Here is a 13,560-nt window from a genome sequence, read left to right as displayed (position 1 = left end):
GATTCGCTAGGCCCGCTTCTCCTTCAAGTCATTCCTCGCGCCGGTTCCCTCGACTAGCTTTGCACTCCAAGCCAGGGGATCTTGCCACCACGGCAACGCCTGCCAGGCGTCAGGAACGGGCAGTTTATTGATTGCCTCGATGAGTGGCGCTTGCGGAACGTTCGTATAGTGGCGCGACATGTTGTCTGCCGCGTGGCCGAGTATCTGGTCCTTAATGTGCGGATGGACGCCAGCAATCACCAAGCCGGTGGAAACGGAGTGGCGCGCCGTATAGGGGCTTATGTCGAGTATGCCGCTTCGGCGTCTGGCTCCGATAATAGCCGTCTTGAGCTGGCCGCCACCGTCCTCGGTCGGACGGTATGCCTCGCCCTTGTGAGTGCGAAATATCCGAGGGTCGTTTTCTAAATCCCCTCGCTTCAAAAGAGATTCGAAGAGAGGCGCCAGAAATTCATGAATTGGCACGCCGCGCGGCTCTCCGGTTTTGGTGCTATGCAATACCAGCCAGCGGCCGGCGACATTCACCTCCGATGATTCAAGCGCGAAAAGTTCGATCGGTCGAAGGCCGGTAAAGAACAAAGCCGTCATCACCATGGCCGGAGCCGGCGACATATTGGCAACAAATTGCGCCGCTCGATTGTAGTCGACCGGCCTTGTGCCGCTGCGCTTCGTCCCTGCTATCCGAAGAACGTTTGTGCCCTTGGCCTTGCGCGGCCGTTGCCATTTCTTTGGCGCGGCCATCTTGCGAACTTCAGACGAAGCGAAATTCCACACGGCAATGAATGGAGTATAGACGTTCCGAATCAATGTCTCGCGGCTAGCGCCCGGACGGCATAGCGCAGTCGCAGCCTTGTCGAGGTCGTCCTGCGTAATGGATGCCAACTTCGCGTCGCCGAAGTGGGGCATGAGTCCATGTCGCCGCCCCTCCCTGTCTTGCCGGAGCAGATATGTCTGGTCGCCACCGTCTTTAATGTAGGCGCGAGCCGCCTCGTCAAACGTTGTCGTGGCGACAGGGCCGTGCACCTTTTCGACTAGGACGCGCGCCTGATATTGGACGAGGAGCGCCTTGGCAGTTGCTTCGTCTTTGGTTTTAGTAGATCGGAATACCGGTCGGCCTGCGCTGTTGGTACCGCGGATGTACCAGTTATCGCTTCCAGGACGCTTGGTGAGTTTTGGTTCTGACATTGCATCGCCTCCCAGAGCTTGTTGATATGAGACTGGCTGAAAAGTTTTCGATTGCCGTTCTTGGCGTAATACGGATGGTCGATCGTCAGATTTGTAAGGCTCTGGCGGCTGATTTTAAGCCATCCGCACGCCTCTTCAACCGAATAGATGCCGGGCGGGACGCCAAGCCCATTGTCATTTGCTGGGGTCATTCGGACCTCCTTTGAAAGAAAACGTCACCTGCCAGCCTCGCTTTCGAGGGCGCGGCGAGCCTCAGCGATTTTCCGGTAGACTTGCCGGAGATCCATGCGGCGCGCATCGGCAGCCTCCGGGTAGTCGATGCGGATTTTTGCGATATGATTGCGCAACTCTCCGGCGTGAGTTTCCATCTGATCAATCAAGTCTTTCACAGCCGCTTCTCCTTCCGTGCTTCCCGTTCCTTGGCGCGCTCAGGGTCCATTACCGGCTCTAGCCAGGTGCGATAGTTAAAGCGCAGCAGCCAATACGCAGCCGGGATAGCGACGATGAGGAAGATGGCGACCGATTGGGCTTGGTCGGTGGTCATGAGCCGCGCTCCCCTGACTTGAGGGCTCGTTTGCAGCGCTTATCCAAGTCGTAGTAGACCAGCTCTACGCCGGACATCTGGCCTAGTTTGTAACTGGCCCAGCAAATCTTTTCCGGGGCCTTTCTCTTTGATCCCCTAATGACTCGCGCCCAAGCATCCACGATACCGTAGAGCGAATCTTTCATGCCTTCGGCAATTTGAGCGCGCCTGTGCAGCTTTCGGTTGGCTGCCCGCGCTTCCTCCAGCCCCTCATCCCGGCCTTCCGCCCGCGCAGTCTCCAACTGCTGGCGGAGGGCTTCGTAATCGCAATGACGAACCCAAACCCCACCGTGTGAAGGTGTGGCAGCCCAATCGTATCCCTCAATTTTGTACCTTGAGATATCACTCATCCCGATCCCCTTCCTTGCTACCGGCTAGGGCGGTGCGGGATGCGTCTTCGGGGCGCCGAGAGAACCACACAGTCTTGTCGGGTCCGACGATGGAATAGGATTGTTGGCATAGGCGGTGCATCAGCCTGCCGGCTAGATCGGACGCCTTAGCGAATATCGCTTCGGCATCGGTCGGGAAGCGTGGGTAGTTGATGAACCCGACGCGAATGCCTGCTTCCTCGCCGCCCGTGTAGATGTAATCGACCGGCTCAACAGTGACGCAAGCGCCAACTTCCATGCAGTATTCGCGGCAAACCTGCTTTGCCTGCGCCAAGTCGCCTGCAATGAAAATGTCAAAGCAGACGGTTGGTGCTTCTGTTGCTATTACCATGGTGCGCACTCCCCGCCGTCGCGCTGACAGAGGGCGTCGTTGTCCCCGAAAAGCCAGTCGCCTTGTTTGCTGATGTACTCGTGCAGTTGGTCCCATGACGTAGTTTTGTCGAAGGTTCCGCCGTATTTCCGTTCCTGAGCGGACCACCATTCGGCGTGGTGCCACTCGCTGCGAGCAAACTCGGCACGCTTCCGCTCGGACTTCTTAAAGCAGCCGTCGCAATTGCCGGTTGGGGTCACGCCGTCGATGTTCAGTAATTCGAGATCGAAGGGCTGGAAGAGCCAGAAGAGGGAGACATCGTGTTTGGTGTCGCCAGCCTCATTGAGCGGATACCAAACGCGGTAGCGCTCCTTTGGCTGCTTCTTCAGGATGCGCTTTGGCTCGTCGGCACGGATGCCTATCGCGGTTGTCCAGTGTTTCCAACCTGACGCCACACAGTAGCGCCTTGCAGTACGGCTCTTCAGGTTGTGAGAACAGAAATCTGCAACCCGGTTCGGCAGGAACCCGAAGTATTCGATGATCTGTTCGAACGGCTCGCCATTCCTGCTAGCCGTCTCATAGGAAACAACCTCAAAGCTGTGCGCTCCCGTATCGAAAATCTTGTTCTTCGGGTCGTGCGGCGCGCCAGTCCAGCGCAGGCGATATTCAAGCCAGACGATGGGAACCCCCCATCGCTCTTCGCACTCACGCACAAAATCGAGCGTTTCACTGCGCTCCTTGCCGGTGTTAGTGAAAACCACCTTCACCCGATCGGCGGGCCAGGGTTGGTTCGCCTGGATGATGTCGTGCAACATCTTCCCGGACGTGCGACCGCCTGAGAACGCAATCTGCACATTACCATCGGGCAATATGAAGTTTGACGGCGCACCCATCTATTCGCCTCCCTGCTTAGGGGCGGCGGGGAGAGGCCGCCATCTGACCGGACGATACCTATTCGACCATTGCCAAGATTTTGGGTTGTAGTGTGCGACCTCGACCGGTCTCCCTATCTCATAGACCAGAACACGCGTCCCATCCTTCGGCGCGCTGTCCATCGTCTTCCACCCCTCCGCTTCGGGCTGCACCGGGGAGGCGGAGGCAACGGCGAGGGCTGCTTCTGATTTTTCCGCGCGCTCCTGCCAGTTCTGTCGCGAACGCATGATTTCATCGTGATCGACAGGGCAGTTCGCCCAATCTGCTCCGATCTTGCGAAGCTTCGACATGGGTGCTGCGAGTTCATCGTAAGCGCCACGGAACTCATCTCTGTAGCGGTCGTCACCCCATTCGTACGGCCCGCGACTGTCGAGTAGCCATGAACGGCGGGCAAACGCGTCATTGAACTCATTGGAAGCAGTGATGACCACCGCACGGTCATGCTCAAGCGACTGTCGTGCAGCATCACGCTCCTTCGTAAGCCGCTCGTTCTCTTCCTTCAACGCCGCCAGCATTCCGGCATCCGCGCTGGATGGCGCGGGCTGCGGGGTGGTGTAGAGGGCGCGAAGACGCGCACCCTTTGAGCGGTAGTGCTCCAAATCGTCTGGTGAGACACGCTGCCAGCCGAAGTCGCCGGCTTCTCTTTGCCATTCTACCGGCTCACCCTCCACCGCCTCCTGCGCTGCCCCTGTCATATGGGGGTAGGCTGCGGTGAGTGCGGCGCGCATGTCGATTGCGTCCAAGAGAGGCTTAACGAGGAAGCCCTTTTCGTGGCGTGGATAAACTGCGGCCTCGGCTGCCTCCACCGCCGTATCCATCCCCTGTGGGGCGGGGGTGGGGACAAGAGCGGAACGGACCCGTCGCTCGTAATCAGCCTGTGCGGCGGCTTTGGCGGCGTCGATGCCGTCAAACCAACCGATGATTGTGGACGCGCGGTACAGAAAGTAACGCTTCGGACCCTGTCCGTGGCAATCCTTGACTCCATACACATCGGCGCAGTTGTGTTCGTCCCACTCCAGCGCCTTCACCGTCACCCCGGCCTCTGCCGGTTGGGTGCGAAGGGCTTCTCTAACCTTGGCGAGCGCAGTTTTTGGTGTGCCTGGTCCTTCGAAACTGCCGCCTGTCTCGCCAGCGAAGTATGCAAGGAACCGCTCGGCCTCTCTCAGGGCATCTATTGTCATCACAACCACCTCGAATAGCTGATCTGGAACCAAGCCCAACGTGCCCACCAGATGGCCACACCTTCTGTTCTAGCGCGCTCTGACAGTCCGCTTTTGTGCGTGAAAGATGGCTTCCACCAGAAGCCGAACGGCATGAAATCGATGCTGATTTTCGCCGCACGGAGCGGGTATGGAAGTCTTTTAAGCTTCGGCATTGTCTTCACCTTTCATGGCGGCGAGGGTGGAGCGGCGCACCAGCTCGGCGGCGATCTTCGCGGAGGCTGCTTCCTCTGTAGCTTCGTCAACATCGAAATCGTCGTCGCTATCTGCGTCTTCGGCGGGGGAAGACTTGCGTAGTACCGAGTTTCGACAACGCCGCCGCGAGAAATGGCTATGACTTCACCGCTGCGGCCTTGGTTCTCAACGATCTCATAAGGGTCGTCTGAGCATGCATCGGAGCTTGTGTCGTCTTCCGGCCAATACCAGTCGCAAGCGTTCAACTTTGCCCGTAAGGCATCCCGTTCCCCCTCCAGTTCCTTGATACGGGAGGCTTGGGCTGAAACGTGGTCGAGAAGCTTGGCGATGTTGTCGGGAGAGCAGCGCACAAGGTGCGAGCCGTTTATGACAGCCTGGGCATCATCTTCACCGCAAGCGAGCGCAACCCACTGGTTAGAGGCATTGCCTATCCACGCTCCTCGCGCCGCGCCGGGTTCTGACATCCAAGGCCCCGGCGTCACACCTTCCAGCCCGGCGCGCATCTCCGCCAGAAGCTCCCCTACCTCTCCTGCATCTGGAGTGGGGAGGGCGGAGAGCGACTTGTGCGTTTCGGCTGTAATCGCCTTCGCACCTTCGGCCCATGCGGGCTTTTCATCTGGCACGGTCATGCCGCCCTCCGGTACTGCCGACGGCTACGGTTGTCGTTCACAGCGCGCGGCAAAGCCTGCAGACGAACACCGGTAAGGTCGGCCACTTCGAACGCGACGGCTCGAAGCTTTGATGCCGCGCGCGGATTGGCCGGCTTACCGCGGTCGCTCGCCAGAAACTTTGCGATCGACAACACGGCCGCTGCACTCGTGCCCTGAGCGATGAATTCCTGTGCGGAAAGGGTGGGGTATCCGGAAGAATAGACGGAAGGGTAGCGTGAATTGGTCATGGTAGCTCCTCGATGGTGGTGATGGCTGGTGAGGCCGGGAAAAAGAGGGCGGCGCCACTGGAGGCAAACGCCGCCCGCCTGCGTGTTGGGGCAACGCGCAGTAAATCAGAACGGCCAGCCGAACACTGCGACGGACAAGGCGATGCCGGCGAAGAACGACGCGGCTAGGTACACGGCGGCCATCATCGCGCCTCCGCGACACGCAACTCGCCGCAATCGACGTCGCCGCTCTCAACGAGAGCCCAAGCTTCGTCGGCGATGACTTCTATTGCGATATCTTCGGGAGTTCCGGCGGCAACAATACGCGCCAGGATAGATACACTGGCGTCATAGTCAGGCCATTCGCAGACATATTCCTGCGCGGCAAAATAGGCGGCCAGTTCGAAATCGTCGGCCTTCGTTACCAACGTCCCGGCGACCAACATCGAGCCGGAAAGAACGGCGAGAGCAGTATAGAAAACCGCGTCTCGCTTAAGATGGGTGGCTAGCGCCTTTAGCATTTCGAATCTCCTCGGTGGTGGTTTGGTGAGGAGATTTGTATGCTACCAACTCGACAAAGTCAACAACGATTTGTTAGATTTGTACGACTGGTGAATTCAGACACGCTCTGCGAACACGATGGTGTCTACTGACTTCACCGATTCGCGATCAAATTCGATCTTCTTTGACGGATTGTGCTGCTGCAGAATGAGCTTGTTCGACGTCCAACCAACGAATTCCTTGATGTATCCGTATGGCGGCTCATGGCTGTCGTCTAGCCGGTGCAGTTGGACAACAACGTCATCACCCTTGCGCGCAGGGCGGTGAGGGTGGACCCATACTGTTTCGCCAGGGCGATAGCGCGGTACCATAGACTCGCCGTCGACGAAGACCGCGTAGGCGTCGCCAACGCCGGCCAATGAAGGCGGACGCATTACCCAATCCAACGCCTCGCCGTTGAACTCGTATTCGCCGAGCTCTCCGCCTACGGCACGCCCTAGAACCGGTACGCTATTGTCCCGGTTTTCAGGCATCTTGCCGCCGGCTATCCTGCCGTTGGGCGGCTCTTGCGCAACGGATGCTTCATAGGCGGCAGCGCGCCTGTTTTCCACTTCGGCCAGCAGTTCGTCTAACTGATCCTGCGTGATTTTCAGGACGTCGCGGAGCCTTTGGTGGAACTGCTTCGTGGGGACGCGACCGCTGACTATCCATGTGTTTAGCGTCTGCTGGCCAATATCGTGCTTCTCCGCAAATGCTTTCTGGCTTCCGCCCTCCGCCTCTATGGCGTTTTCCAGCATCTGCACGAAGCGAGATTTTTTTGCCGGGGTAATTCGTCTCATATTCGTCTTATCCCTCAATCACTTAACCAATCTTACAATGTTATCCACAGGGTGTCTACCAAATCAAAGGGTTGACATCTACAAACGAATCTAATCTTTGTAGCTACGGTTAACGTTGTACGAAGGAGTTGGTTCCGACAGATTTGTTAAAGAGGCAGAGAAAGAGAAAAGGGGCCTGGAATGCGCCGGCACCACCCGAAACGCGGCCCCTGATCTCGTACTAGAAGGTAAGAGGAGTCCCACCTGCGTTCCTACCCGCCACCACAGCGGGCGCAAAAGACATGGCGCGTAACCAACGCTTTGTCAACACCACATCGAGGAGTTCAATGTCAAAGAGAGAACAAATCCTTGCCCTTCGCGGCGAGGGACTAAGCCTGCGTGCCATCGCAAAACGCTTGGAAACAAGCGTCGGGATGGTGACGTACCACCTCTACCAGCGAGTACGGCCGATCGCCACGAAGGCCATCACCGTCAAGCATATGCCGGTGTTGGGAAGCTGCGGCTCGCGCAGCTGCTACACCCAAGCCGTCAGCCTCCCCCGTATTTCGGTCTTGGACCGTCCTTTTGTGGAGGCTGCCCATGCCGCCTGAAGATGAATTCTTTGAACTCGGTGATGTCGTCGAGCACAAGATGAACACCAGTGTGTTCGGCATCGTAATCGGCTTCGCTGGGTCTCTTGTCTACATCCGCGTTTCGCCTTCGCTGGCTGTTCTGGCGTTCCATGAATGGGAGCTTCATCGCGTGGAGAACGACGAATTCCATGGCGGTGGCAGCGGTGACAACGTGATCCCGGTCGATTTCACCAAGAAGGTGCGACTGGACAAGAACACCAAAACCAAGGGAGCGGCTTAACCACCCGCGCTCACCACAAGAGGAGAATATTATGGGAAAGTTTAAGGTTGGAGATCGGGTCAAGGTGGTAACGGACGGCTATGGCCGTGCTACGCCAGGGCAGCTTGGGACAGTCGCCGAGATTGATTTTGGTCGTGCCGGAGTTGAAATGGACGCCCCGTTTGCGGGGCACGGCAAAAGCCGGCGTCGCTGGAATTTCTACCGCCCTGACGGCGAGATTGAACTCATACCCGCGTTCAAAGTCGGGGACAGGGTGCGGGTTGTAGACAACACGACGCGCTCCGGAAGCAAAATCACCCAGTATGAAGTCGGTGTGGAATACGTCATCGAGCGCACATGTGGAGATGGCGAGGGCGGCACTGGCTACCTCTTCAATGGCCACAATCAGTACTTGCGGACTCATCAGATCGAACCTGCTCCTGCTGCGCCTTTCAAAGTCGGTGACGCTGTAGTGCAGGACAAGTCAGTAGAATGCGCAAATGACCTTGTCGAGCACTGGAACAAACACTGGCGCCGCGCTGGTGAATATGCCGGTCACTTCTACATCACCGATGCTGGACACGATTACGCAAGCTACAGTGCCGTTCCTGGCGGCGACGGCCCAAGCATCCCAATGAAGTATTTAAAACTGGCACCAGCCACCGCCCTAACCATTAAGGCCGGCAAGTTCTACAAGACCCGCGACGGTCGCAAGGTCGGGCCGATGGAATGGCGCAGCTATCACGGTGAGTATCCGTGGATGGGTGACCTTGATCGCTACTTTGAGCTCGTCACTCCGTCCGCATCTAAACCCGCCATCGTCTGCCTCATCGAGAACGGCCAGCCGCTCCCAAGTGTCAGACCGCACGTTCACTCGTCGGCGGCTTTCGCCGAACGCGAAGCAGCGCGCCTGGCCAAGAAGCACAAGGGTAGCGAGTTCGGCGTTTACACTCTTGTCTCCACCAAGCGGGAAGAAAAGCCAGCCTATGCCCACGAATGGCAGCGGCTTGCGGCTGAAGGCAAGCGCATCGAGGCAATCAAGGCCTATCGTGATGCGGGCGGCAAGCGTCAGACGTTCGTATCCTCGGAGTACGGCTACCGAACCGGGTATGAGGAGCGGTTCGTCATCGGCCTGAAGGAGGCCAAAGACGCCGTCGAGTACTGGCTGGCCACCGCCGCCTAACCAACACCAACCATCACACCACCCCCGCCTGCCCGGCAACGGCAGGCGGACAGAGGAGAAGCTATGTCCAACAACCATCCATACGCCACGCAGTTCACCCGAACGGGGAAGGTGAACATGCAGAACCGCAAGCCGTACCGCACGGCAGGCCAGAAGGCTCTTGCGCGTTCGACCGCCCGAAAGGGCGACGACGGCACGTATCACTCGTCCTCGCCCGTCTCGTTTCATTCGGCGCCTCGTGCGGGGAGGGGGAATTGATGAACGCTCTTTCCAAAATCCTGCAGCGCGAAGCTGCTAACGATACTCGACTTGGCATTCCATCGGCCGATTACGCGTCTCAGCAGCGCCGGCTTACCGCAATGGGCACGATGACCGGAACGGCCGGTTTTCGCGTGCCGCCTCTTTCTCCCAAGGTTGACGCTCAGGGCAAAACTCGAGGCCAGCGCAAGCGGGACGCATACGCCACCGCCATGGCCAAGGTGTCGGAGGCACGAGCGCCACAGTTCATGCACTCAGCTGCGCGTCGACGTGCTGGCCACGAGGCCACACCGCGTCCCATGACGGGTTTCCAGGCAACGATGAAGGTCGCGGCATGAACAAACCCAAACCTGAAATCCTCGTCATTCACGAATCGGTTTGGCACTCGTTCGTTCGCGACGCCACCACGTTCCTAATGGCGGTCAGCATCATCGGAGTTGGCGTGTTGCTCGCCAGCACGGCCATGCAGTGGGTTGGCGCAATCGTGTTCTTCCTGGCTGTGGCGGGGACCGCTGCAGCCCACAAGAACCGCATGACGATCGAGGAGGCCCGCAAGCGGATCGACGAACTAGAGGCCACACTATGAACCACTTCGTCAGCGGACTCACATCCATCCTCTCCAGCTTCCCGCTCGACTACGCTCCGGACGACGACAACGAGGCTCCTGCGGCGGCAAAAACAATGGCGGTCGTCCTAACGCTCATCGGGGCAGGCGTATTCCTTGCCGGCTGTTACGCCGTCGGCGCGTTTCTGCAGGCGGTGCTTTGATGAGTAGAAACGACGTAGACCACGGCGGCTCCGCTTTTCCGTGTGAGGGCGGCGTGGATAGCGGGCTGTATCCAGACGCCGGCATGTCTCTCCGCGACTACTTTGCGGGTCAGGTTATTGCCGTTGTACCGGCGCGTTCTTGGGATCACCTCCCTGACGACACGGCACGCATCAACGCATGGGCAAAGTGCGCCTATACCGTCGCCGACGCCATGCTTGCCGCACGGTCAGCCAAATGACCGCGCCCGACCCGTTCTCATGGTGGCCATGCCTGGCAATGCTGGCTGCCATGACCATGGCCTACGGGCTGCACTTGCTCATTCAAGGATAGAGCCATGGGCATTCTTGCACTCATCGGCGGCAGCGTTGTCGCCGCCTTTGTAGCACTGGGCGTTGTCACCTACTTCGCACCAGCAAAAACCACCACCAAGAGGAGAAAATAATGATTGGACGTATCATCGCTATTTTGGGCGGAGTCTTTCTGTTCTTCGTTGCAATCACGGTCGTATTCGGGTCGTGGTACACCATTGATCAGGGAGAGCGAGGCGTCATTCTTCGTAACGGCGCACTCACCGGCACCGCACAGCCAGGACTTGGTTTCAAGGCACCATGGGTCGACGAGGTCGTCAAGATTTCGGTCCAGTCTAAGGCTCGTATTTATGAAGGCGTGCCGGCTTATTCCAAGGATCAGCAGTCCGCCGTTGTTGCCGTTTCGGTCAGCTACCGCATTCCAAGCGATGCCGTAACGGACGTGTACGCCACCTACGGGGGCGAAGACGGCATGCTTTCTCGACTTGTCGATCGACGGCTACACGAAGACCTGAAGACGGTTTTCGGCCGCTTCAACGCGGTTACAGCCATCCAAGAGCGGGCACGGCTCAATCTTGAGGTTGCCGAAGCTATTCAGAAGTCGGTTCGCGGGCCAGTAGTCATCGAGTCCGTGCAGATCGAGAACATCGACTTCTCCGACGCATACGAAGCCAGTATTGAGCAGAGAATGCTTGCCGAGGTCGAGGTCCAGAAGCTCCGCCAGAACGCTGAACGCGAGAAGGTGCAGGCGGAAATCGTAGTGACGCAGGCAAGGGCACAGGCAGACGCGGTGCGTGCATCCGCCGAAGCCGAGGCAGAAGCCATCCGCCTACGCGGTGACGCAGAGGCTCTTGCGATCAAGGCCCGCGGCGACGCCCTACGCGACAATCCAGGCCTTGTGGCCCTGACACAAGCTGAGCGTTGGGACGGCAGGCTGCCGCAGACCATGCTGCCTAACGGTAGCGTGCCGATGCTCAATCTTCAGCACTAACGACCATCTAGCCACCAACTAGCTCAACCCACCACACTGAGGAGTTTCAAAACTTGGCAATTTCATTCGACCAACTGCGACGGGTTGAAGATCCGTTTCCACCGATCGTCATCATCTATGGTGGCGAGGGCATGGGGAAAACCTCGTTTGCCGGCGACTGGCCAAATCCGTTTTACGTCCAGACCGGGGCGAATGAACGGCCTCCCGTCGGCGTCGATATGCTTTCCTTTGGCCTGACAGAAACCTATCAGGAGTTCGTCGACCAGTGCGATTGGATGCTGGAAGCCGAACATGATCGCCTAACCTTCGTGGTCGATACGCTCGATAGCCTCGAGCAGATCGTCATCGACGAAGCTTGCGCGCGTCGTGGATGGAAAGACATCAGCGACGGCAAGTTCCGCGAGCCGAAGGATGCAACCGCCGAGGTCTGGCGTGAAATTCTTCGAAAGTTCACGGAACTCAAGGCTTCCGGATTTGCGGTGATTCTTATCGCCCATATCGTTGCCAAGACAGACCCCGGCGTCATTACCGACAGCATCCCGCGCTATCGCCTGAATCTGCGCATGCAGGATGACGCCAACTCTCTCACACACGCAGCCGACATCGTCGGGTTCATTCATCAGCGTGTTTCCATCCAGAAAGAAGCAGGAGGGTTCCACAAGGATAATGTGAAGAAGCGCGGCGAGGGTAGCGGAGAGCGCCTTATCGCCGTCGAAGAGCGACCTGGCTTCATTGCGAAGAACCGCCACAAGCTTACCGGAGCGCTGACCTACAAAGCCGGTCAGGGCTACGCGATTTTCGAGCCACACATCGTCGCACCATTTGGGCGTGAGGCTGTGCCGGAAGAGCAGGAGGCGGAGGCATAGCGGGCCACGACAACGACAACCTGCCGCGAAGCAAAGATGCCGCGCTAGCTAACGGCGCAAAGCACTTCTTTACCGGAGTCCCATGCAAGCGCGGCCACGTCGCAAGACGCTACGTAAGCACGGGCCAATGCGCCGGTTGCCAGTATGAACATCGCATCAGGTGGCGCACTGACAATCCAGAGAAGGAGGATGAAAGCCGACTTGTCAGTGTTCGGGCTTGGGCCGAGCGAAACCCCGATCGAAAAAAGGAATTGGCAAAGAAGTCAAATGCCAAGCCTGATGTTTCCTCCAACAACGTTGCAAGGGCTAAGCGTTGGAAGGAAGAAAACCCAGATCGCGCCCGCGAGCTAAGGCTGGTCTACGACCGAAACAGGCGAGCGGCGAAGAAGGGCGCGGGTGGGACGCACACCGAAAAAGACATCTCAGTCATCATCGCCCGTCAGAAGTTCAAATGTGCAGAGTGCGGCACATCAATAAGGCGAAAGGGATTTCGGCACGTTGACCACATAGTTCCTCTTTCTAGGGGCGGCACGAACTGGCCCTGGAACCTCCAAATTCTTTGCCCGCCCTGCAATCTGCATAAAGCGGCAAAAGACCCGATCGAGTTTGCGCAAAGCAAGGGCAGACTCCTTTAGACCACCCCGCGCCCACCAAGCGCAAACATCACCACACTAGGAGAATATGAATGGCCTCTTTGGGCAAGAAGTACACGGCTGGCGACGTCAGCACAGAACAGCGTGATTACGAAGACCTGCCGACGGGTATCTATCAGTTGGAAATCGAAGCGTCGGACGTCGTCGAGACCGGCCCTGAAAACGCAAGAACGGGCGTTGGCCTGAAGTACACTGCCGTCGTTCTCGCGCCGGAAGAAGTGAAGGGTCGAAAGTATTTCGGCTTCGTCAATCTGGAAAACAAAAACTCCGAAGCGCAGCGCATTGGGCAGGAGGAATTTGCTCGGCTCCGTAGGTCGATTGGCGTTGAGGAAATCGACGAAAGCGAGGAGTTGCATTTCCGAACCTTCACCGTGAAGCTCGGTATGGGCAAACCCTCTAAAAAGCTCAATGCTGACGGTACGCCGATGTATCCCGCGCGTGTCGAACCAAAGGTCTACTACTTCCCTGACGACGGCCCTGGCGGTCACGGCAGCAACATCCCCGAGCCCGCAATCGACGCAGTCCAGCCGACGGCTGCCCCCGCCAATGACAACCGCCAGTCGGCAAATCCGTCCACGGCTCGCTCGACGAACAACGGCGGCGCAGCAGCATCTTCGGCCGGCAAGCCAAATCGCCCTTGGGGCAGTAAAGCTGCCTAACTAAACATGGCGC

The 13,560-nt window shown here is 58.2% G+C and carries 21 protein-coding genes; 10 read left to right on the top strand and 11 right to left on the bottom strand.

Annotated features, from left to right (window positions below):
• Positions 1–6 precede the first annotated feature (6 nt).
• The 11 genes from DZG07_RS21375 to DZG07_RS21330 form a co-directional block, all read right to left on the bottom strand.
• Positions 7–1,182 (bottom strand): tyrosine-type recombinase/integrase, encoded by a 1,176-nt coding sequence (locus tag DZG07_RS21375; protein WP_119820698.1) that lies wholly within the window; start codon positions 1,180–1,182, stop codon positions 7–9.
• Between the two features lie 215 nt (positions 1,183–1,397).
• Positions 1,398–1,571, bottom strand: a complete 174-nt coding sequence (locus DZG07_RS24020; protein ID WP_162931688.1) for a hypothetical protein — start codon at positions 1,569–1,571, stop codon at positions 1,398–1,400.
• Positions 1,568–1,726 (bottom strand): hypothetical protein, encoded by a 159-nt coding sequence (locus DZG07_RS24015; RefSeq protein WP_162931687.1) that lies wholly within the window; start codon positions 1,724–1,726, stop codon positions 1,568–1,570. The genes DZG07_RS24020 and DZG07_RS24015 overlap by 4 nt, the downstream gene beginning before the upstream one ends.
• Positions 1,723–2,115 (bottom strand): hypothetical protein, encoded by a 393-nt coding sequence (locus DZG07_RS21365; RefSeq protein ID WP_119820692.1) that lies wholly within the window; start codon positions 2,113–2,115, stop codon positions 1,723–1,725. Before DZG07_RS21365 ends, DZG07_RS24015 begins: the two co-directional genes overlap by 4 nt.
• Complete coding sequence (locus DZG07_RS21360) at positions 2,108–2,485, bottom strand: hypothetical protein (protein WP_119820689.1); 378 nt, start codon at positions 2,483–2,485, stop codon at positions 2,108–2,110. The genes DZG07_RS21365 and DZG07_RS21360 overlap by 8 nt, the downstream gene beginning before the upstream one ends.
• Positions 2,479–3,357, bottom strand: a complete 879-nt coding sequence (locus DZG07_RS21355; protein WP_119820686.1) for a phosphoadenosine phosphosulfate reductase family protein — start codon at positions 3,355–3,357, stop codon at positions 2,479–2,481. The genes DZG07_RS21360 and DZG07_RS21355 overlap by 7 nt, the downstream gene beginning before the upstream one ends.
• On the bottom strand, positions 3,358–4,578 hold the full coding sequence (locus DZG07_RS21350; RefSeq protein WP_119920304.1) for a hypothetical protein: 1,221 nt from the start codon (positions 4,576–4,578) through the stop codon (positions 3,358–3,360).
• A 206-nt stretch (positions 4,579–4,784) separates the two neighbouring features.
• On the bottom strand, positions 4,785–5,441 hold the full coding sequence (locus tag DZG07_RS24010; protein WP_119920303.1) for a hypothetical protein: 657 nt from the start codon (positions 5,439–5,441) through the stop codon (positions 4,785–4,787).
• Positions 5,438–5,710, bottom strand: a complete 273-nt coding sequence (locus DZG07_RS21340) for a hypothetical protein (protein WP_119820678.1) — start codon at positions 5,708–5,710, stop codon at positions 5,438–5,440. Before DZG07_RS21340 ends, DZG07_RS24010 begins: the two co-directional genes overlap by 4 nt.
• A gap of 182 nt (positions 5,711–5,892) precedes the next feature.
• Positions 5,893–6,210 (bottom strand): hypothetical protein, encoded by a 318-nt coding sequence (locus DZG07_RS21335; RefSeq protein WP_119820675.1) that lies wholly within the window; start codon positions 6,208–6,210, stop codon positions 5,893–5,895.
• A 96-nt stretch (positions 6,211–6,306) separates the two neighbouring features.
• Entirely contained in the window at positions 6,307–7,029 is a 723-nt protein-coding gene (locus DZG07_RS21330; RefSeq protein ID WP_119821954.1) for a S24 family peptidase, read from the bottom strand.
• 326 nt (positions 7,030–7,355) lie between these two features.
• Here DZG07_RS21330 and DZG07_RS21325 point away from each other — a divergent pair, with 326 nt between their 5' ends.
• The 10 genes from DZG07_RS21325 to DZG07_RS21275 all read left to right on the top strand — a co-directional run bounded on the left by DZG07_RS21325 (position 7,356) and on the right by DZG07_RS21275 (position 13,547).
• Positions 7,356–7,619 carry a helix-turn-helix domain-containing protein gene (locus tag DZG07_RS21325; RefSeq protein WP_162931686.1) on the top strand — a complete coding sequence of 88 codons (264 nt, stop codon included), beginning with the start codon at positions 7,356–7,358 and terminating at the stop codon, positions 7,617–7,619.
• Positions 7,609–7,881, top strand: a complete 273-nt coding sequence (locus DZG07_RS21320; protein ID WP_119820668.1) for a hypothetical protein — start codon at positions 7,609–7,611, stop codon at positions 7,879–7,881. Before DZG07_RS21325 ends, DZG07_RS21320 begins: the two co-directional genes overlap by 11 nt.
• A 31-nt stretch (positions 7,882–7,912) precedes the next feature.
• Positions 7,913–9,043 (top strand): hypothetical protein, encoded by a 1,131-nt coding sequence (locus DZG07_RS21315; protein ID WP_119820665.1) that lies wholly within the window; start codon positions 7,913–7,915, stop codon positions 9,041–9,043.
• Between the two features lie 257 nt (positions 9,044–9,300).
• Entirely contained in the window at positions 9,301–9,639 is a 339-nt protein-coding gene (locus DZG07_RS21310; RefSeq protein ID WP_119820662.1) for a hypothetical protein, read from the top strand.
• Positions 9,636–9,887 carry a hypothetical protein gene (locus DZG07_RS21305; RefSeq protein ID WP_119820659.1) on the top strand — a complete coding sequence of 84 codons (252 nt, stop codon included), beginning with the start codon at positions 9,636–9,638 and terminating at the stop codon, positions 9,885–9,887. The genes DZG07_RS21310 and DZG07_RS21305 overlap by 4 nt, the downstream gene beginning before the upstream one ends.
• Entirely contained in the window at positions 9,884–10,069 is a 186-nt protein-coding gene (locus DZG07_RS21300) for a hypothetical protein (RefSeq protein ID WP_119820656.1), read from the top strand. Before DZG07_RS21305 ends, DZG07_RS21300 begins: the two co-directional genes overlap by 4 nt.
• 442 nt (positions 10,070–10,511) lie before the next feature.
• On the top strand, positions 10,512–11,369 hold the full coding sequence (locus DZG07_RS21290; RefSeq protein WP_119820650.1) for a prohibitin family protein: 858 nt from the start codon (positions 10,512–10,514) through the stop codon (positions 11,367–11,369).
• A 53-nt stretch (positions 11,370–11,422) separates the two neighbouring features.
• Positions 11,423–12,235 carry an ATP-binding protein gene (locus DZG07_RS21285; protein ID WP_119820648.1) on the top strand — a complete coding sequence of 271 codons (813 nt, stop codon included), beginning with the start codon at positions 11,423–11,425 and terminating at the stop codon, positions 12,233–12,235.
• Between the two features lie 251 nt (positions 12,236–12,486).
• Entirely contained in the window at positions 12,487–12,870 is a 384-nt protein-coding gene (locus tag DZG07_RS24005) for an HNH endonuclease signature motif containing protein (protein WP_162931685.1), read from the top strand.
• A 50-nt stretch (positions 12,871–12,920) separates the two neighbouring features.
• Entirely contained in the window at positions 12,921–13,547 is a 627-nt protein-coding gene (locus tag DZG07_RS21275) for a hypothetical protein (RefSeq protein WP_119820643.1), read from the top strand.
• The last annotated feature ends 13 nt before the right edge of the window (positions 13,548–13,560 follow it).

The sequence above is a fragment of the Mesorhizobium sp. DCY119 genome (assembly GCF_003590645.1).
Classification (GTDB): domain Bacteria; phylum Pseudomonadota; class Alphaproteobacteria; order Rhizobiales; family Rhizobiaceae; genus Mesorhizobium_M.
The sequence above is the reverse complement of the archived record's forward strand: the minus strand, read 5'-3'. Positions and strand labels throughout refer to the sequence as shown.